We start from the raw sequence: 18,103 nt of genomic DNA, 5'->3' as shown, positions 1-18,103 counted from the left end.
CCCGCCTTACCAGCGAGCCAGCAGCTGCATGCAGAGCAGGGCGAACAGGCCGGCGATGAGGTCATCCAGCATGATGCCGAGCCCGCCGTGGATACGGCGATCGAACCAGGAGATGGGCCAGGGCTTGAGCACGTCGAACAGCCGGAACAACACGAAGCCGGCCAGCACCCACTCCCAGCCGGCGGGGGCCGCTATCATGGTGACGCCGAACCCTATCACCTCGTCCCAGACGATGGCGCCGTGATCCGGCATGCCGATGGCATCGGTGGCCGCCTGGCAGATGCGAATGCCCGCCACGAACCCCACCGCCAGCAGGGCGATGAACCAGGGCGTCGACAGGCCGCTCACCAGCAGGTAGAGCGGAATGGCCACCAGGGTCCCCATGGTGCCCGGCGCCCTGGGGGAGAGGCCGGCACCAAAACCCAGCGCCAGACAGTGGAGCGGGTTCTTCAGGCTCAGGCTTTTCAGTTCGGGGCTTATCTTGAAAAAGCTCATGCGAAGTGATCCCAGCCCTTGAGATGAAGCTCGACCGGCTGTTCACACTGCACGTAGTCGATGCCGGGGTCGCCGGCCTGGATGCGGCCGATGCGGGTGAACCTGACGCCACAGTTGGCCAGCGCCGTGTCCAGGGCACCGTGATGCTCTTGTGGCACGGTGAAGCAGAGCTCGTAGTCATCGCCGCCGGCCAGCGCCAGCTGCCAGGCATCCCGTGCGGGCACGGCGTCCTGCAACACCGGCGAGAGCGGCAGCAGGTCGAGATCGATCTGGGCCCGTACACCGGACGCCTTGAGGATATGACCGAGATCGGAAGCCAGGCCGTCAGAGAGATCCAGCGCGCTGCTCGCCAGCCCGCGCAAGGCTTGACCTGCCAGGATGCGGGGATGGGGATGATCGAGCCTGGGCAGCACGGCCGCCAGCTGGTTCTCGTTGAGGGTGCGCTTGCCCAGCAGATGGGAGAGGGCCAGGGCCGCATCCCCCAGGGTGCCGGTGACATAGATGCCGTCCCCTACCCTGGCACCGTTGCGCATCAGGGCACGACCGGTCGGCACGGAGCCCTTCACCGAGACGGTGATGGAGAGTGGCCCGCGGGTCATGTCGCCCCCCACCAGGGCCACGTTGTAATATTCGGCGAGCTCGAGGAACCCTTCCGCAAAGCCCGCGACCCAGGCCTCGTTGACAGCGGGCAGGGTCAGTGCCAGGGAGACCCAGCGCGGCTCGGCCCCCATGGCGGCGAGATCGGAGAGGTTGACCGCCAGTGCCTTGTACCCCAGATCCACCGGATCCATGTCCGGGAAGAAGTGCACGCCGCTCACCAGGGTATCCGTGCTCACCGCCAGTTGGGTATCGGGGGGCAGGGTCAGCAGGGCGCAGTCATCCCCTGGTCCCATCACCACGTCCTTGCGGGCGTGGTGGACCTTGAAGTACTTCTCAATCAGCTCAAATTCACCCATACAGTAAAAAGCCAGCAATAAGCTGGCTCCTCTCTTAAATGCTTACGGACGGCGGGATCAACGCTTGGGCAGCGTCTTGATCACCTTGTCCAGTACGCCGTTGACAAACTTGTGGCTGTCATCGGCGGCGAAGGCTTTGGCCAGCTCGATCGCTTCGTTGATCACCACGCGCGGCGGCACATCATCACGACGGGTCAGCTCGTAGGTCGCCAGACGCAGGATCGCCTTGTCCACCATGTCCACTTCTTCCAGCGGACGGGAGAGGAAAGGTGAGAACACCTTGTCCAGCTCGTTGCAGTGGACCGCTACCCCGAACAGCAGATCGCGGAAATAGCTCAGGTCCACACCCTTGGTGTCCTGATCGATCTTGAACTGCTCTTCGATGTCGCCCACGTTGGCCTGGGTCATCTGCCACTGGTAGATGGCCTGGGTGGCGCAATGGCGGGCCTTACGGCGCTCGGACGGTTTCAATGTACTTCTCCTCGTTACACGTCCAGTTGTTTCAGGACGTTGATCATTTCGAGCGCGCTCAGTGCAGCCTCTGCACCCTTGTTACCCGCCTTGGTACCGGCGCGCTCGATGGCTTGTTCAATGTTTTCAGTGGTCAGTACGCCGAAGGCGACGGGAATTTCATACTCCATCATCACCTGGGCCAGCCCCTTGCCGTTCTCGCTCGCCACCAGTTCGAAGTGATAGGTGCCGCCACGGATGACGGTACCGAGCGCTACTATGGCGTCGTATTGACCGCTCTTGGCCAGCTTCTTGGCTGCCAGGGGAATTTCGACGGCACCCGGCACACGCACCAGGGTGAGATTGCTGTCCTGGACCTGGCCTTGACGCTTCAGCACGTCCAGCGCGCCGTTCACCAGGCTGTCATTGATGAAGCTGTTGAAACGGGCAACGACAATAGCAACACGCGCCTCGGGAGCGGCGATATTCCCTTCGATAATCTTCATTGGAAATCCTGTCTCTGTGCAATCAATAGGGGCCGGGGCCAAAAGTGCACGCATTCTAGCACAACAGAGCCGCGACAAAAAACCATGGCCGCAACGTGCGGCCATGATAGTCATTCAAGCCATCAGGGACTTGTTCGCCGACGTACTCCACCACCTCAAGGCCGAAGCCGCTGACGAGGATGGTATTTCGTCAAGCGAGTACCAAAGCGCTTACTCGCCGACGTATTCCACCACTTCAAGGCCGAAGCCGCTGACGAGGATGGTATTTCGTCAAGCGAGTACCAAAGCGCTTACTCGCCGACGTACTCCACCACCTCAAGGCCGAAGCCGCCGAGGGCATGGTATTTCTTCGGCGAGCTCAGCAGGCGCATCTTGCCAACCCCGAGTGCCTTGAGGATCTGGGAGCCCACACCGACCCGGCGCGAGGTACCTTGCCACTTGGCCCCTTCCGGTGCCAGTCCCTTGTCGGCGGCTTCAAAGCCTTTGACCCGGGCCAGCAGCTCGGCGCCCTGGGCTTCGGCCCCCAGGATCACCAGCACACCGCCCTCTTCGGCTATGCGGGCCATGGATTTGGGCAGCGGCCAGCTGCGGGCGCTGTGGCGATCCGTCAGCAACAGATCGCTCAGCACGTCGTGCAGATGGACCCGAACCAGGGTCGGCTGGTCGGCTTTCACCTCGCCTTTCTTGAGGGCGAAGTGCACCTGGTTGTCTATGGTGTCGCGGAAGGTGACCAGATCAAATTCCCCGAACTCGGTGGGCAGCTTGCACTCGGCCACCTTCTCCACCGTGGTCTCATGCTGGTTGCGGTACTCGATGAGGTCGGCGATGGTGCCGAGCTTGATGCCGTGCTGCTCGGCGAATATCTCAAGGTCGGGACGGCGCGCCATGCTCCCATCCTCGTTGAGGATCTCGACGATGACGGAGGCCGCCTCGTATCCGGCCAGACGGGCCAGATCGCAGCCCGCTTCTGTATGGCCGGCACGGGTCAGCACGCCGCCATCCTGCGCCATCAGCGGGAAGATGTGGCCCGGCTGCACCAGATCGGCGGCCTTGGCGTTCGGTGCGACGGCGGCCTGTACGGTGACGGCGCGATCGGCGGCTGAGATACCCGTGGTCACCCCCTCGGCCGCTTCTATGGTCACGGTGAAGGCGGTGGAGAACTGGGCGTTGTTCCTGTCCACCATCAGCGGCAGCGCCAGCTGCTTGCAGCGATCCCGAGTCAGGGTCAGGCAGATCAAGCCCCTGCCGTAACGGGCCATGAAGTTGATATCCTCCGGACGGACACAGGAGGCGGCCATGATGAGGTCCCCTTCGTTCTCCCTGTCTTCGTCATCCATCAGGATCACCATCTTGCCCGCCTTGATATCGGCAATGATTTCCTGGGTTGTGCTCAGCGCCATGGGCTACTCCATCAACATGCTTGGGGAATTGAGCCTGCCGGCTCGGCTTGATACTGCATCATTGTGTGCTAGATGGGGGCGCGGGGCCCCATTTCAATCGGAGCGGGATCACAGAACCGTATTTTGCCCGCTCGCCTGCCTGTCAGATAAACCCGGATCGGGCCAGTGTCTCCAGGGTCAGGCTGGATCCGCCCTGCTCCTGCGCCCTGCCCTGCATCAGCCGCTCCAGATAGCGGGCGATTTGATCCACCTCCAGGTTCACCCTGTGGCCCGGTTTCCAGCGGGCTATGGTGGTCTCCTGCGCCGTATGGGGCACTATGGTCAGGCGAAAGAGATCCCCCTGCACGGCGTTGACCGTCAGGCTGATGCCATCCACCGCAATAGACCCCTTCTCGGCTATGTAGCGAGAAAGTTCCTGTGGCGCCTGGATCCAGTACTCGATGGCGCGGCCGCTGCTGGACTTGCTCTTCACCTCGCCTATGCCATCCACGTGGCCAGAGACCAGGTGGCCACCGAGGCGGGAGCTCGTCATCAGCGCCTTCTCGAGATTCACCGGATCCCCCACCTTGGCCTCGGCAAAGCCGGTGCGAGAGAGGGTCTCAAGGGAAACGTCGGCTGTGTAGCTCTTGTCCCCCAGGGCCACCACCGTCAGGCAGACGCCGTTGGTGGCGATGGAGTCACCCAGCTTGACGTCGCCAAAGTCCAGGGTCGGCGCATGGACGGTGAGGGCCATGTCATCCCCCTGGCGGCGCAGGGCGGCCAGGGTGCCCATGGCTTCGATAATTCCGGTAAACATGCAGATCACCTTGATGATGACGGGGCCGATCCGGCCCCGATAGACAGTAAAAAATCAGGCAATTTTCGCTGTGATGCGAATGTCCTGCCCCACCAGGCGCACATCCTTGAGCTGGAGCTTGGGGGCCTGGAACAGCTTGGTCAACTCCGGCAGGTGGAACAGGCCACGCCCCTCATCCCCCAGCAGCTTGGGGGCCTGATAGAGCACCAGCTCGTCCACCAGCCCCTTGGCCAGCAGGGCGCCGCACAGCCTTGGGCCCGCCTCCACCAGCACAGAGTTGATGTTCTGCTTGGCCAGCAGCATGAAGAGGCTCACCAGATCCAGCTTGCCATCCAGCAGCGGCAGGGTCAGCTGCTGCACCCAGGCAGGCCAGTCCCCGTCGACCTTGTGACGGGCCAGCAGCACGGGGCTCTCGCTCTGGAACAGGGGCAGGTTAGGGGTGAGCCGGTTCTGGGAATCGACGATGACCCGCAGCGGCTGGCGCAGGGTCTCCCTGGGATAGCTTGCCTTTACCGAGGCCGGCAACTCGTCCCAGCGCACGTTGAGGGAGGCGCCGTCGGCCAGCACAGTCTCGGCGCTGGAGAGCACGGCATCGTGGCGGGCACGCAGCCGCTGCACGTCGCGGCGCGCCTCCGGGGAGGTGATCCACTGGCTCTCGCCGCTCGCCATGGCGGTGCGACCGTCCAGGCTGGCACCGAGCTTGACCGTCACCTGCGGGAAGGCGGTGCGCATCCGCTTGAAGAAGCCCGGGTTGAGGGCCTCGGCCTCGGCGCTGAGCAGGCCGAAGTCGGTCTTGATGCCCGCCTCGGAGAGCATGCGCAGGCCGCGTCCCCCCACCTGGGGATTGGGATCCACCATGGCAGCGACCACCCGGGTCACGCCGGCCTTGATCAGCGCCTCGGCGCAGGGAGGGGTGCGACCGTGATGGGAGCAGGGCTCCAGGGTCACATAGGCGGTGGCGCCGCGGGCCTCTTCCCCGGCGGCATGCAGGGCATAGACCTCGGCATGGGGTTCACCGGCACGCTGGTGCCAGCCCTCCCCCACCACAACGCCGGCCTTCACCAGCACGGCGCCTACACAGGGATTGGGGGCCGTGGTGTAACGGCCGCGACGGGCCAGTTCGAGGGCCCGACTCATCCATTGGTAATCATCTTGACTAAACATCTGGGCTCCTCTGACAAAACATCCCGGCTTTGCGCAGTATCCTAGGTTCGATTAGCGCAGCGTAATCGGACGCGGCAACATGGGTTAGCAGAAAGATTTACTTCTCCAGCTTGGCGATCTCTTCACCGCTTCTTGTCATAAACAAGGCGGATGTCCTCGAAGCTGCGATAGGTGGAAACGAAGCGGATATCAGCTTGCCCACCCGATAGCATTACTTCTCCAGCTTGGCGATCTCTTCACCGAATTCGCGGATGTCCTCGAAGCTGCGATAGACGGAGGCGAAGCGGATATAGGCCACCTTGTCCAGGCTCTTGAGCTCATCCATCACCAAGTTGCCCACCAGCTGGGAGGCGACTTCGCGCTCGCCGGTGGCACGCAGCCGGGACTTGATGTGATTGACCCCCTTTTCGATGGCCTCCATGCTCACTGGCCGCTTCTCCAGGGCCCGCAGTATGCCGGCCCGCAGCTTGTCTTCATTGAAGGGCTCGCGGGAGCCGTTGGACTTGATGACACGGGGCATCACCAGCTCGGCCATCTCGAAGGTGGTGAAGCGCTCGTGGCAGAGCAGGCATTCACGACGGCGGCGCACCTGATGGCCTTCTGCCACCAGACGGGAGTCGATCACCTTGGTATCAACGGCACTACAGAAAGGGCAATGCATCTGACCTCCGGCGTTAACGGAAAAGGCACCTGCCCCGCGGGGTCAGGATCTTGGCCGGCCAGTGTAGCACGGCCATACAAGGGCGGTAAAAAGTGGAAAAGCGTGATTTTTCTGCCCGTTATCACCAAGGGGCAGCTCAGTCGTCGTAAGGCAGGGTATCGGGATCGCAATCCAGATAATCGGGGGCAGGATCGAGTGCAAACTGCACCGCATCGATATAGTCATGACCCAGCATCAATGCCTTGCCGATCCGGTGCATGCCATCCATCACCCGACCGGCGCTGTCCAGAATGACCGGATAAGCGAGATCCGCCGCCATGATGAGCTGACAATGCTCGACCACACTGCGCACCGTGGGGCTGGCGGCGTCATGGCCATACCAGTGCACCTTGTCGAGTTCGGTAATCCGGCCGAGTGCCACCGCCTGCACCGGCAGGTCGCGACTCAGTCGCACCAAGCGGCGCACATCCCAGGCCAGCAGCCCCTGATCGCTGGTACGAAAGTGATACTGGGCGCGGATCGCCAGCTTGAGCGCCGCCTCCCACTCCTCATCACGCCCTTCATCGCACATTTGTTCGCCGTTGTTCAACGTCATCAGCCCTCACCTCTTGCCAAATGCCAGAAAAAACAATGCCACCCTAAGGTGGCATTGGTCTCAAACCAGACTGTCTGGCCAATCAGGCATAGACAGGGAAACGGCGGCAGATGTCCAGCACCTTCTCGCGAACTGTGGCCAGCACGGCGTCGTTGTCGTGGTTGTCCAGCACGTCGCAGATCCAGTTGGTCAGCTCGATGGACTCGGCTTCCTTGAAACCACGGCGGGTGATGGCCGGGGTACCGATCCGCACACCCGAGGTGACGAAGGGGGAACGCGGGTCGTTCGGCACCGAGTTCTTGTTGACGGTGATGTTGGCCTTGCCAAGAGCGGCGTCGGCTTCTTTACCGGTCAGCTCGCGACCGATCAGATCCACCAGCATCAGATGGTTGTCGGTACCGCCGGAGACTATCTTGTAACCGCGCTCCATGAAGGTGGCGGCCATGGCCTTGGCGTTTTTCACGACCTGGGCCTGATAGGTCTTGAACCCTGGCTCCAGCGCTTCCTTGAAGGCCACGGCCTTGCCGGCGATGACGTGCATCAGCGGGCCACCCTGACCACCCGGGAAGACGGCGGAGTTCAGCTTCTTGTACAGATCTTCGTCGTCAGCGGCGGAGAGGATCAGACCACCACGGGGACCGGCCAGGGTCTTGTGGGTGGTGGAGGTGACCACGTGGGCGTGGGGCACCGGGTTCGGGTAGACGCCTGCGGCAATCAGACCGGCCACGTGAGCCATGTCGACGAACAGGTAAGCACCGATCTTGTCGGCGATTTCGCGCATGCGGGCCCAGTCGACAATGCCGGAGTAGGCGGAGAAGCCACCGATCATCATCTTCGGCTTGTGCTCGACGGCCAGGCGCTCCATCTCGTCATAGTCGATCTTGCCGGACTCATCGATGCCGTAGGGGATGATGTTGTACAGCTTGCCGGAGAAGTTGACGGGGGAGCCGTGGGTCAGGTGACCACCATGGGCCAGGTTCATGCCCAGCACTGTGTCGCCCGGCTGCAGCAGGGCCATGTAAACGGCGCTGTTGGCCTGGGAGCCGGAGTGCGGCTGCACGTTGGCATAAGTGGCACCAAACAGTTCCTTGGCGCGCTCGATGGCCAGGGTTTCGACCACGTCGACGTACTCGCAACCGCCGTAGTAACGCTTGGCCGGGTAGCCTTCAGCGTACTTGTTGGTCAACTGGGAGCCCTGGGCTTCCATGACGCGGGGGCTGGTGTAGTTCTCAGACGCGATCAGCTCGATATGTTCTTCCTGACGACGGGTTTCGTCTGTGATGGCCTGCCACAGCTCTGGATCATAGCCGGCGATGGTCATGTCACGTTTCAACATCCGTTTATCTCCTGAAAATCGTTTGCGCGATAGGTGAAGTGGGCCCGCGCATTGTAACGTGAGCTGGATCAAAGAGACAGTCCAACCACCCAAAAACTTGTTTATAAAATGTAAAATACGTCGCAATTTTCGAAGCCGGACGCCCCTCTTCCCCCTTGCCTCTCGCGGGCCCCGCGCGCCCTGCACCGACTCGCCCCCTCCTCAGGCGCCCGACGCTCCTGCCTGACCCGCCCTCCGAGTCTTCCCCAATGGAGGGCAAAAACCAGAGCCAGATCATGGATATAGCATTTACTAACAGATAACATCTTTAGACAGCACAGCGGTTGCGAAGCCTGGCGAGCGGCCATGGGCTGGCAACGGCAGGGCCCTTTGGCGCACAGGGTCACACCAGAGCCCTGCATTTGCCTCTCTCACCACAAGGGGGAACTCCACCATGGATCATCTGATGCTGTTTGTGATTGTCGCTGTCTTTGCCATCTTCTATTGGGTCTACTACACCGGCAGTCGCAAGGGCGCCTGCACCACCAGCTGGGAGACGCTGCCCACCCGGGCGCAGTACCTGGCGGCCCACCCCGAGGCCGTCGATGGCGATATCATCTTCTGCATCCATTGCGGCCACCATCAGCAGCTCGAGGTGGGGGTGGTGCACCAGGCCGACTACCGGCGCCAGCACATCTGCCCCCGCTGCAAGCAGGCGCTCTATAGAGACGAGGAGCAGGAAGAAAGCGGCAGAGAAACCGTCGGCAGCAGACCAGGCTGAGGATCATGCCGGGGCCGTCAGGTGCTTCTCCTGCCACGCCTTCAGCATCGCCACCGCCGCATCAAACTCCCCGGCCAGCCCGGCCGGATCAGCGTCACCCGCCTCCAGGGCGGCGCACTGCGCGGCAAAGTCATCCAGTCCGAGCGCCAAGGCACTGCCCTTGAGCTTGTGGGCCATTCCCTTGCGCTCTTCCCCCTCGCACCGCACCAGCGCGGCCACCAGAGCCGCCCCCTGGGATTCGAACAATCCGATGAGCTGACGGATGCGCTGACTGCCGAGCAAGGCCAGGTCGGCGTCCAGCACGGGGTTGGCGACCCGGGGGGCGGGCTGACTGACAGTGCCCTCCCTCGTGCCCGGCAGGGCCTGCGCTGTCTCTATCTGGAACTGACGGTCTATGGCGCTGGCCAGCGCAGCCAGGCGTACCGGTTTGCCGACAAAGTCCGCAAAACCCGCCTCCAGACAGAGGCGGATATCCTCGGGGTACATCTGGGCCGAGATGGCGATGGCGGGCAGCGGCCGCTCGTGCACCTCCTCGCTGATGGCGGCCAGATCTTCGCGCAGCGTCATCCCGTCCATGTCGGGCAGGTTGATGTCGAGTAGCGCCAGATCGAATCCTCGCTCGGTTACCCGCGCCAACGCCGAGCGCCCATCTTCCGCCAGGGTGACGCGATGACCCAGGCGAGTCAGCATGCCGTGCGCCACCAGCCGGTTGATCTCGTTGTCTTCCACCAGCAGGATCTCGTGAGACTGGCCGAGGTGCAGCGGCTGGGCCGCAGCCGGCAGCTGGGCGGCCGAGCGTTGCAGGGGCAGACTGAAGCTGAAGCGGCAGCCCTCTCCGGGCTGGCTGGCGAGACGCAGATCTCCCCCCATGGCGGCCACCAGCTTGCGGCTGATGGCAAGCCCGAGTCCGGTGCCCCCCTGATGCCCCATGTCCCGCTTGCGCTGGCGGAACGCCTCGAACACCGCCTCCTGCTCATGTTCAGGAATGCCGGGGCCGGTATCGCTCACCACAAACAGGATGCAGGGCTCGGCGCAGGGGCCACCGCATGGGAGGGGGCTCACCTCGAGGCAGATCCGCCCCCTGGCGGTGAACTTGACCGCGTTGCCCAAGAGGTTCGCGAGCACCTGGCGCAGCTTGCCCAGATCCCCTTCCACCACGGGAGGCAGGGCGGGGGCGTATTCCAGCACCAGGGCCACTCCTCTGGCCTCTGCCTTGGGTCTGAACAGGGCACTCAGTTCATCGACCAGTTGATGCAGCGGGAAGGGTTCCCGGCGCGCCTCCACGTGGCCCGCCTCGATCTTGGAGTAATCGAGGATGTCGTTGAGGATCTCCAGCAAGGATTCGCCGCTGTGCTCTATGGCGGCGAGATAGCGCTGCTGGGTCTCGCTCAGGCTGGTATCCTCCAGCAGGGTCAGGCCCCCCAGAATGCCGTTCATGGGGGTGCGAATTTCGTGGCTCATGGTGGCGAGAAAGACCGACTTGGCCCGATTGGCCTGTTCCGCCTCGGCCCGTGCCTGCCGCTGCTTATCCACCTCTTCGTTGAGGCGCAGGTTGGCATGGCTGAGCTGACCGGTGCGCTCCTCGACCCGCGACTCCAGCTCGCACTGATGGCGGCCCAGTTCGACCGCATTGTCTCGAAACACCTGTAGGGCCCGGCCCAGCTCCGCCAGCTCATCGCGGCCCGCCCCGGCGATCGGCTCAAGGGGAGCCAGATCCCCGCGCGCCAACCGGCTCATCCCCTTCACCGCATGTTGCAGCGGCCAGACGATGCGGCCGTAGACCATGCGCCACATCAGCAGCATCAGCAGCACCAGGGTAAGCAGACCTATCCCCATCAGGGCCTGCTCCAACAACTTGAGGCGCTGGCTTAACGCCTGCTGGCTCTCTCCCAGGGAGTCGCGGGCGCGGTTGACCAAGTCACCCACCTGCTGGTTGAGGCTGCTCATCAAGGCCTCATTGGCGCTGGCCAGCACCCGCAGCGCCTCCCCCTTGCCGAGCCAGTCGCTACGCAGTTGCACCAGCTTGTCGCTCTGCGCCAGCACGGTCAGCGCCTGCTCCACCCCCTGCCGGCGGGCCGGATCCGTCACCGCCCCGGCCCGCAGTTGCAAGATGGCCAGCTCCAGCTGCCCCTCTTGCAATAGCGTTTGCAACTGTTCCTGCCGTTCGCTGCGCCACATCTCTTCGATGCGCTGCTGCTGCATCAGAGTGCGATGACGCAGCTCGGTCATCTGCTCCAGCCAGTCAAGATCCTGCTCCAGCAGGCGGTCCAGCGTCCGGGTCGCCTGCGCACCTTGCTGTTGGTAGAGGGAACCCAGTCCCGCCACCATCACGGTTTCGGCGTTCTCCATCTGGCTGCGCGCCAGCTCGGCGATCTGCCCGGCCGCCGCCACCAGACGGGCCCGCTGCGCCTCGCCCTGCGCCATCAAGGTCAGTCGCTCTCCCACCAGCCAGCCCTGCTGACCCAGATTGCCGATGATGCTCTGGCTGAGCTGATCGAGGGTTGTTGAACCCTGCCCACGGCCAAGTAGTGCCAGCACCTGCTGAAGCTGTTGTCCCTGCAGGGTAAGCAAGCGCCCCTGATGCTCCCGCTCCTGCTCGCTGGTCGCGGTGGCCAGCAGCCGCGACGCGCTCTGGATCTCGCCGCTGAGGCGAGAGAGCGTGCGCGCCAGCTCCTGGTCGGCCAGGGTCTGCTGCACTCCTTGCTCCAGCTGGCGCAGATGGCTAAGCCCCACCCAGCCCAGCAGGGAGGCACTCAGGGTCAGCAACGCCATCAGGGAGAAGGCCAGCAGCAACTTGCCACCCAGGCCGGAAAAGATTCTCACGCTCAGCACCTTGGTTGTGGTCGGCTTTGACCGGATAATATGGCCCAACACTTTAACAAAACCCCTGACCATGCGAAGCGTCTATCTCTCCCTGCTGTTGCTTATGTGGTTGCTCACGCTTCCTCGCACCGCCCTCGCCTTTGCAGTCGATCTCTGGCCTGGCGGCGAATTCAGCGGCCAGCCGGTGCGCCAGCAGTGGCCGGAACCTTCCGCCACAACCAAACCGCTAACCCTCTGTGCCCTCTACCCCCATCTGCGCGACGCCTATTGGCTGTCGGTCAATCAGGGCATGGTGGAAGAGGCGAAACGGCTGGGGGTCAAATTGCAGATCCACGAAGCGGGGGGCTACGGCGCCCTCGTCGAGCAGCGCCAGCAGTTGCAGCGGTGCGTGCAGGAAGGCAGCGACGCCATCTTGCTCGGCGCGGTGAGCTATCAGGGCTTGAGCGAGGCAATCAAGGCCACGCCGCTGCCGGTCTTTGGGTTGGTCAACGATCTGCCCACCGGTCTGGTGCAAGCCAAGGTGGGGGTCTCCTGGTACCAGATGGGCTGGCAGATTGGCCACTGGCTGGCGCAGCGCCACCCCGCAGGCAGCAAGCCGGTCTCGGTCGCCCTCTTCCCCGGCCCGCAGGCGAGCGGCGGCAACAACTTCGTCGAGCCGGGCTTTGCCGACGCCATCAAGGGGAGCGCCATCAAGCTGGTCACCACCGAGCGCGGCGACAACAGCCGGGAAATCCAGCGCACTCTGGTGCAGCAGACTCTGGCCCGCTATCCCGACTTCGACTATCTGGTGGGGGGCGCCATCGCCGCCGAAGTGGCGGTCAACGAGCTGGCGCAGCGCCATCTCGACAGGCCCCAAGTGCTGAGCACCTACTTCAGTCACGGGGTACAGCGTGGCCTGCGCCGGGGCAAGATCCTGGCCGCCAACAGCGATCAGATGCGGCTGCAGGGGCGTCTTGCGGTCGCTCAGGCGGTCTGCCTTCTGCAACACCCGGATGCTAGTGCACAGCAGTGCCCACGGGTGATGGGGCCACCCATTCTGACGCTGTCTGCGCCGCTGGCCGACCCCGCCGACTCCCTCTCGGATGGCGCTTTTCGTCCCGTCTATCGGGTCGAATAGCCGTCCAAAATCCGATTAGCACACTCAAGGAGAAGAGATGAAAGTGTTACATGCCAGCTGCCTGTGCGGCGCCGTTGCCCTGACCCTGCCGGATCAATTCGACTATATGGGTAACTGCCACTGCGGCGAATGCCGCAAGTTTTCAGGGGGAGATTACGCCTCGGTCGGCGGACTGGATGGCAACAAGGTCACCATCGTAAAGGGCATTGATGCCATCAGCCGCTACCAGAAATCGGCAGAGACCACCCTGGCCTTCTGTCGTCACTGCGGCTCCAGCCTGTTCAGCCAGAAGAGCAGCAGCGGCAAGATCAACCTGCGCCTCGGGGTGCTGGACGATGTGCCAAGCCAGCGACCCGCATTTCATATCTTTGTCGGCTCCAAGGCACCCTGGCACCAGATTGGCGACGACTGTCCGCAATTTGATACCCGCCCGCCGGTCTGATCCTCGCGAGTTAGACAGACCAAGGCCACCACGCCTGATTCAGGAGGCTATCTCGCCAGCAAACAGATAGCCTTCACCATGGACGGTGACAAACAACTGGGGATCCCGGGGATCTGCTTCCATCTTGCCCCGCAGCCGCCGGATCAGCACGTCGATGGTGCGATCGCTCGGGCCATCGCCGCGATGGCTGATGAGGGTCAGGATCCGCTCCCGACTGAGCACCCGCCCGGCATGGGCGACAAAGGCCACCAGCACTTCATATTCGGCCTTGGTCAGACGCACCGGCACTCCGTCCTTGCTGAGCTGGCGACGGGGAATGTCAAACCGCCAGGGGCCAAAGCGCACCGCATCGTCAACGACCGCAGGCTCGCTCGGCGCGGCGGCCGCCAGCGAGATCCGCCACAGCAGGTTCTTGACCCGCACCAGCAACTCCCGCAGCTCGAACGGCTTGGTGACATAGTCATCGGCGCCCATCTCGAGGCCGACAATCCGGTCCACCGCATCGCTGCGGCCGGTGACCAGAATGATCCCCACAGTGCTGCGTGCCCGCAGTTCACGGGTCAGCAGCAGACCATCTTCCCCCGGCAGGTTGATATCCAGCATCACCAGATCGACCGTCTGCTCCGCCAGCACGGCGCGCATCTCCTGGCCATTTTCGACCGCCGTCACCCGATAGCCCTCCCGCTCGAAATAGCCGGTCAGCTTCTCGCGGGTAACCGCATCATCTTCAACAACCAGAATGTGGTAGCTCATGGGCAGGGTTCACGATGGTCGACAAGGGAGGATTATTCTATTCACATTTTGTCATAAATACCCCTATTTCATTAATTTGTGGCGGCAGCCCTGTTCACAACGCCTCCCTATCATGGCTCCCATCAAAAAAGTGATGTGAGAGAGCATGATGAAAAAACTGTGGCACTTCCTGCGCACCCCCAGCCGTCGCTGGTCGGTACTGGCGCTGCTTCTGGTGGGCGTCGGCGTCACCCTCGCGGGCACCGTCGGCCTGCACTATGGCTTTGAGAAAACCAGCAGCCTCGAATTCTGCATCTCCTGCCACTCCATGAAAGACACCGTCTATCCGGAGTACAAGGAGTCCATCCACTTCAAGAATGCCTCCGGGGTGCAGGCGGTCTGTACCGACTGTCACCAGCCGAAGGATTTCGTCGGCAAGGTGGCACGCAAGATGGAGGCGGCCAACGACCTCTATCAGGAGTACATCGGCCACAGCATCGACACCCAGGAGAAGTTCGAGGACCGGCGCCTGCATCTGGCCGAGAAAGTGTGGGCCCGGATGAGCCGCCAGAACTCCAAGACCTGCAAGTCCTGCCATAGCTACGACAACATGGATCACGCCAAGCAGTCCCCGGCGGCAGCGCTGGCGATGAAAGATGCGGCGGCGAAGAACATGAACTGCATCGAGTGCCACAAGGGCATCGCCCACGAACTGCCCAACATGGCGGGCGGCTTCCGGGCCACTTACGCCACCCTGGCCAACGACGCGCAACAGGCACCGGCCGCCGAGACCCTCTACAACCTGGGTGAAAAAGATCTCTACGCCAGCGAACAGAGCAACGAACCGGTCGGCAAGCTGCTGCCCGCCTCCCGCATCGAGGTAGTGGCCCGCAGCGGCGATCGCCTCAAGGTGACCATCGAAGGGTGGCGCGAGAGCGACGGCAAGGGCCGGGTACTGAGCGAATACATGGGCAAGCGGGTCTTTGTCGCCACCGTCCGTGACGAGCTGAAAGCGAGCGAGACAGTGCTCAAGCAGGAGACCGACAGCGCCACCCATATCAAGTGGGAACAGGTTCAAGTGCAGGCCTGGGTCGATGGCAAGGGCTTTGAGTCCTCACTCAAGCCAATCTGGGATTACGCCGGCGAGATGTACAAATCCACCTGCAACTCCTGCCACGGCGCGCCGGATCCCGCTCACTTCACTGCCAACGGCTGGATCTCGGGGCTCAAGGCGATGTCTGCCTACTATCGCCTGAGCAAGGAAGAGGAGCGCACCCTGCTCAAATACCTGCAAAACCATGCCGCCGATACCGGTGGTCAGGGCAGCCACTAATTCCGGATTCGAGTTCCGGATCCGAGAGAGGAATAACAAGATGATCAATATTTCCCGTCGTGGTTTTCTGGGTGGCTTGCTGGCCAGCGGTGCCTCTGCCCTGATCGGCCCCTCCCTGCTCGGTCGCGCCGTGATGGCCGCCGAGTCCGGCGACAAGCTGGTGCAGTCCGGTTCCCACTGGGGCGCCTTCCGCGCCCGGGTGGTCGATGGCCGCTGGGTCGAGACCCTGCCATTCGAGCACGACAAGCACCCCACCGAGATGCTCAAGGCCCTGAGTGAGGTGGTCTACAACCCCTCCCGCATCCGCTATCCCATGGTGCGACTGGACTGGCTGCGCAAGGGCCACCAGTCCGACACCAGCGAACGCGGCCAGAACCGCTTTGTGCGGGTCACCTGGTCACAGGCGCTGGACTTCTTCTATCACGAGCTGGAACGGGTGCAGAAAACCTATGGCCCGAGCGCCCTCTATGCCGGTCACTCCGGCTGGCAGTCGGTGGGCAAGCTGCACTCAGCCGGCGCCATGCTGGGACGCGCCATGAACCTGCACGGCACCTATCTGGCCAAGGCCGGTGACTACTCCACCGGTGCCGCCCAGGTGATCCTGCCCCACGTGGCGGGCGCCATGGAGGTGTATGAGCAGCAAACCTCCTGGCCACTGGTGCTGGAACACAGCAAGACCATCGTTATCTGGGGCTCCGATCCCATCAAGAACCTGCAAGTGGGCTGGCTGGTGCCGGATCACAGCGTCTACGACTACTGGGCGCAGCTCAAAGAGAAGGTGGCCAAGGGCGAGATCCGGGTCATCAGCGTCGACCCGGTCAAATCCAAGACCCAGAAGTACCTCAATTGCGATCAGGTGACCCTGAATCCGCAGACCGATGTACCGCTGATGCTGGGCATCGCCCACACCCTCTACAGCGAGAAGCGCCACGACGAGGCGTTCCTGAAGAACTACACCACCGGCTTTGACAAGTTCCTGCCCTACCTGCTGGGCACCAGCGATGGTCAGGTGAAGGATGCCGAGTGGGCCGCCGCCATCTGTGGCGTACCTGCCGAGACCATCCGCGAGCTGGCCCGCGCCATGAGCAGCGGCCGTACCCAGCTCATCGGCGGCTGGTGTGTACAGCGCATGCACCACGGCGAACAGTACGCCTGGATGCTGGTGGTACTGGCCTCGATGATTGGCCAGATCGGTCTGCCGGGCGGTGGTTACGGCTTTGGCTGGCACTACAACGGGGCGGGTACCATCACCTCCAGCGGCCCCATCATGTCCGGTTTCAGCTCGGTCATTCCCGGGGTCAAGCCGCTTCATGACGGCGACTGGAAGGGCTACTCCAAATACATTCCTGTGGCCCGCTTCGTCGACTGCATCCTCAATCCGGGCAAGCAGATCGCCTTCAACGGCCAGACAATCACCTACCCCCACATGAAGATGGCGGTGTTCTGCGGCAACAACCCGTTCCACCACCAGCAGGATCGCAACAAGATGGTCTCGGCCTGGCGCAAGCTGGAAACCGTGGTCAGCATCGATCACCAGTGGACCGCCAGCTGCCGTTTCGCCGATATCGTGCTGCCCGCCACCACCACCTATGAACGGGACGACATAGAGCAGTGGGGCTCCCACTCCAACGCGGGCATTCTGGCCATGTACAAGGTGGTGGAGCCGCTGTTCGAGGCGCGCGATGACTACGACATCTTCGCCGATCTCTGCCGTCGCTTCGGTCGCGAGGCCGAGTTCACCGGTGGCAAGAGCAAGCTGGAGTGGATCCAGAGCATCTATGACGACGCCCGCCTGCAGGGCCGCGGCATCGGCATTCGTCTGCCCCGTTTCAGCCAGTTCTGGCACGGCGAAGGCTTCGTCACCTTCCCGGCGGGCCAACCCTGGGTGCGCCACGAGTCGTTCCGTCAGGAGCCGGATCTGGAACCACTGGGTACCCCTTCCGGTCTCATCGAAATCTACTCCAAGACCATCGCCGACTACGGCTATGGGGATTGCCCGGGCCACCCGGTCTGGATAGAGCCCTACGAGCGCTCCCACGGCGGGCCGGGCAGCAAGCAATACCCGCTGCACCTGCAATCCTGTCACCCGGACAAGCGGCTGCACAGCCAGCTCTGCTCCTCCGACAACTACCGTGCCAGCTACACGGTGCAGGGTCGCGAGCCCGTCTACATGAGCCCGCAGGATGCCAGGGCGCGCGGCCTCAAGGACGGGGATCTGGTGCGGGTGTTCAACGGTCGTGGTCAGGTGCTGGCCGGTCTGGTGGTGAGCGAGGACTACGCCCCTGGCGTGGTCAGGATCCAGGAGGGCGCCTGGTATGGCCCCCAGGAGGGCGGCAAGGTCGGCACCCTCTGCACCTATGGGGATCCCAACGTACTGACCGCCGACATCGGCTCCTCCAGCCTGGCGCAGGCCACCACGGCCCATACCGCCCTGGTGGAGATCGAGAAGTTCAGTGGCGAGGCGCCCGCCGTCACCGCCTTCGGCGCGCCGGAGTCGGCCAAGGGAATAGACCCCATGTTCCCTGCGCTCTGACCCC

The 18,103-nt window shown here is 63.1% G+C and carries 17 protein-coding genes; 5 read left to right on the top strand and 12 right to left on the bottom strand.

The window, feature by feature from the left end:
* Positions 1 to 6: 6 nt before the first annotated feature.
* The 10 genes from PG898_RS12035 to glyA form a co-directional block, all read right to left on the bottom strand.
* The gene (locus PG898_RS12035; protein ID WP_270824260.1) at positions 7 to 495 is read right to left on the bottom strand and encodes a phosphatidylglycerophosphatase A family protein; all 489 of its coding nucleotides are present in this window, start codon (positions 493 to 495) and stop codon (positions 7 to 9) included.
* A complete protein-coding gene (gene thiL / locus PG898_RS12030) occupies positions 492 to 1,451 on the bottom strand; it encodes a thiamine-phosphate kinase (RefSeq protein WP_270824261.1) in 960 nt (319 codons plus the stop codon). The genes PG898_RS12035 and thiL overlap by 4 nt, the downstream gene beginning before the upstream one ends.
* 57 nt (positions 1,452 to 1,508) lie before the next feature.
* Positions 1,509 to 1,922, bottom strand: a complete 414-nt coding sequence (gene nusB / locus PG898_RS12025) for a transcription antitermination factor NusB (RefSeq protein ID WP_025326032.1) — start codon at positions 1,920 to 1,922, stop codon at positions 1,509 to 1,511.
* A gap of 14 nt (positions 1,923 to 1,936) precedes the next feature.
* A complete protein-coding gene (ribH, locus tag PG898_RS12020; RefSeq protein WP_106887633.1) occupies positions 1,937 to 2,407 on the bottom strand; it encodes a 6,7-dimethyl-8-ribityllumazine synthase in 471 nt (156 codons plus the stop codon).
* A gap of 290 nt (positions 2,408 to 2,697) precedes the next feature.
* On the bottom strand, positions 2,698 to 3,807 hold the full coding sequence (ribBA, locus tag PG898_RS12015) for a bifunctional 3,4-dihydroxy-2-butanone-4-phosphate synthase/GTP cyclohydrolase II (RefSeq protein ID WP_106887634.1): 1,110 nt from the start codon (positions 3,805 to 3,807) through the stop codon (positions 2,698 to 2,700).
* Positions 3,808 to 3,949: 142 nt separating this feature from the next.
* On the bottom strand, positions 3,950 to 4,603 hold the full coding sequence (locus PG898_RS12010) for a riboflavin synthase (protein ID WP_270824262.1): 654 nt from the start codon (positions 4,601 to 4,603) through the stop codon (positions 3,950 to 3,952).
* A gap of 54 nt (positions 4,604 to 4,657) precedes the next feature.
* Positions 4,658 to 5,767 carry a bifunctional diaminohydroxyphosphoribosylaminopyrimidine deaminase/5-amino-6-(5-phosphoribosylamino)uracil reductase RibD gene (gene ribD / locus PG898_RS12005; RefSeq protein WP_163154270.1) on the bottom strand — a complete coding sequence of 370 codons (1,110 nt, stop codon included), beginning with the start codon at positions 5,765 to 5,767 and terminating at the stop codon, positions 4,658 to 4,660.
* 211 nt (positions 5,768 to 5,978) lie between these two features.
* Positions 5,979 to 6,428 carry a transcriptional regulator NrdR gene (gene nrdR / locus PG898_RS12000; protein WP_025326027.1) on the bottom strand — a complete coding sequence of 150 codons (450 nt, stop codon included), beginning with the start codon at positions 6,426 to 6,428 and terminating at the stop codon, positions 5,979 to 5,981.
* A gap of 136 nt (positions 6,429 to 6,564) precedes the next feature.
* Entirely contained in the window at positions 6,565 to 7,023 is a 459-nt protein-coding gene (locus PG898_RS11995) for a hypothetical protein (protein ID WP_270824263.1), read from the bottom strand.
* Between the two features lie 82 nt (positions 7,024 to 7,105).
* Positions 7,106 to 8,359, bottom strand: a complete 1,254-nt coding sequence (gene glyA, locus PG898_RS11990; RefSeq protein WP_106887638.1) for a serine hydroxymethyltransferase — start codon at positions 8,357 to 8,359, stop codon at positions 7,106 to 7,108.
* A 433-nt stretch (positions 8,360 to 8,792) separates the two neighbouring features.
* Here glyA and PG898_RS11985 point away from each other — a divergent pair, with 433 nt between their 5' ends.
* Positions 8,793 to 9,119, top strand: a complete 327-nt coding sequence (locus PG898_RS11985) for a hypothetical protein (RefSeq protein ID WP_270824264.1) — start codon at positions 8,793 to 8,795, stop codon at positions 9,117 to 9,119.
* A 3-nt stretch (positions 9,120 to 9,122) separates the two neighbouring features.
* Here the strand turns inward: PG898_RS11985 and torS are convergent, their stop codons facing one another.
* Positions 9,123 to 11,942 carry a TMAO reductase system sensor histidine kinase/response regulator TorS gene (gene torS, locus PG898_RS11980; protein WP_270824265.1) on the bottom strand — a complete coding sequence of 940 codons (2,820 nt, stop codon included), beginning with the start codon at positions 11,940 to 11,942 and terminating at the stop codon, positions 9,123 to 9,125.
* 70 nt (positions 11,943 to 12,012) lie between these two features.
* Here torS and torT point away from each other — a divergent pair, with 70 nt between their 5' ends.
* Entirely contained in the window at positions 12,013 to 13,059 is a 1,047-nt protein-coding gene (gene torT / locus PG898_RS11975) for a TMAO reductase system periplasmic protein TorT (RefSeq protein ID WP_270824266.1), read from the top strand.
* A gap of 37 nt (positions 13,060 to 13,096) precedes the next feature.
* On the top strand, positions 13,097 to 13,501 hold the full coding sequence (locus tag PG898_RS11970) for a GFA family protein (protein WP_161506918.1): 405 nt from the start codon (positions 13,097 to 13,099) through the stop codon (positions 13,499 to 13,501).
* A gap of 39 nt (positions 13,502 to 13,540) precedes the next feature.
* Here the strand turns inward: PG898_RS11970 and torR are convergent, their stop codons facing one another.
* Positions 13,541 to 14,254: a two-component system response regulator TorR gene (gene torR / locus PG898_RS11965; RefSeq protein ID WP_021230387.1), complete on the bottom strand. Its 714-nt coding sequence runs from the start codon at positions 14,252 to 14,254 to the stop codon at positions 13,541 to 13,543.
* 145 nt (positions 14,255 to 14,399) lie between these two features.
* On the opposite strand from torR, the gene torC reads away from it, so the two are divergent.
* Both torC and torA read left to right on the top strand, forming a co-directional pair.
* Positions 14,400 to 15,566 (top strand): pentaheme c-type cytochrome TorC, encoded by a 1,167-nt coding sequence (gene torC, locus PG898_RS11960; RefSeq protein ID WP_171273377.1) that lies wholly within the window; start codon positions 14,400 to 14,402, stop codon positions 15,564 to 15,566.
* Between the two features lie 40 nt (positions 15,567 to 15,606).
* Positions 15,607 to 18,099 (top strand): trimethylamine-N-oxide reductase TorA, encoded by a 2,493-nt coding sequence (gene torA, locus PG898_RS11955; RefSeq protein WP_270824267.1) that lies wholly within the window; start codon positions 15,607 to 15,609, stop codon positions 18,097 to 18,099.
* Positions 18,100 to 18,103: the final 4 nt, after the last annotated feature.

This window comes from Aeromonas sp. QDB31, assembly GCF_027707605.1.
GTDB classification, from domain to species: Bacteria; Pseudomonadota; Gammaproteobacteria; order Enterobacterales; family Aeromonadaceae; genus Aeromonas; species Aeromonas media.
This window is presented reverse-complemented; position numbering and strand designations above follow the sequence as displayed.

Coding starts and splice junctions, on each gene's coding strand:
- ribBA (WP_106887634.1), bottom strand. CDS start 3,807: ATGGCGCTGAGCACAACCCAGGAAATCATTGCCGATATCAAGGCGGGC.
- ribD (WP_163154270.1), bottom strand. CDS start 5,767: ATGTTTAGTCAAGATGATTACCAATGGATGAGTCGGGCCCTCGAACTG.
- ribH (WP_106887633.1), bottom strand. CDS start 2,407: ATGAAGATTATCGAAGGGAATATCGCCGCTCCCGAGGCGCGTGTTGCT.
- glyA (WP_106887638.1), bottom strand. CDS start 8,359: ATGTTGAAACGTGACATGACCATCGCCGGCTATGATCCAGAGCTGTGG.
- PG898_RS11970 (WP_161506918.1), top strand. CDS start 13,097: ATGAAAGTGTTACATGCCAGCTGCCTGTGCGGCGCCGTTGCCCTGACC.
- PG898_RS11985 (WP_270824264.1), top strand. CDS start 8,793: ATGGATCATCTGATGCTGTTTGTGATTGTCGCTGTCTTTGCCATCTTC.
- nrdR (WP_025326027.1), bottom strand. CDS start 6,428: ATGCATTGCCCTTTCTGTAGTGCCGTTGATACCAAGGTGATCGACTCC.
- torT (WP_270824266.1), top strand. CDS start 12,013: ATGCGAAGCGTCTATCTCTCCCTGCTGTTGCTTATGTGGTTGCTCACG.
- PG898_RS12010 (WP_270824262.1), bottom strand. CDS start 4,603: ATGTTTACCGGAATTATCGAAGCCATGGGCACCCTGGCCGCCCTGCGC.
- torA (WP_270824267.1), top strand. CDS start 15,607: ATGATCAATATTTCCCGTCGTGGTTTTCTGGGTGGCTTGCTGGCCAGC.
- PG898_RS12035 (WP_270824260.1), bottom strand. CDS start 495: ATGAGCTTTTTCAAGATAAGCCCCGAACTGAAAAGCCTGAGCCTGAAG.
- thiL (WP_270824261.1), bottom strand. CDS start 1,451: ATGGGTGAATTTGAGCTGATTGAGAAGTACTTCAAGGTCCACCACGCC.
- torR (WP_021230387.1), bottom strand. CDS start 14,254: ATGAGCTACCACATTCTGGTTGTTGAAGATGATGCGGTTACCCGCGAG.
- PG898_RS11995 (WP_270824263.1), bottom strand. CDS start 7,023: ATGACGTTGAACAACGGCGAACAAATGTGCGATGAAGGGCGTGATGAG.
- torC (WP_171273377.1), top strand. CDS start 14,400: ATGATGAAAAAACTGTGGCACTTCCTGCGCACCCCCAGCCGTCGCTGG.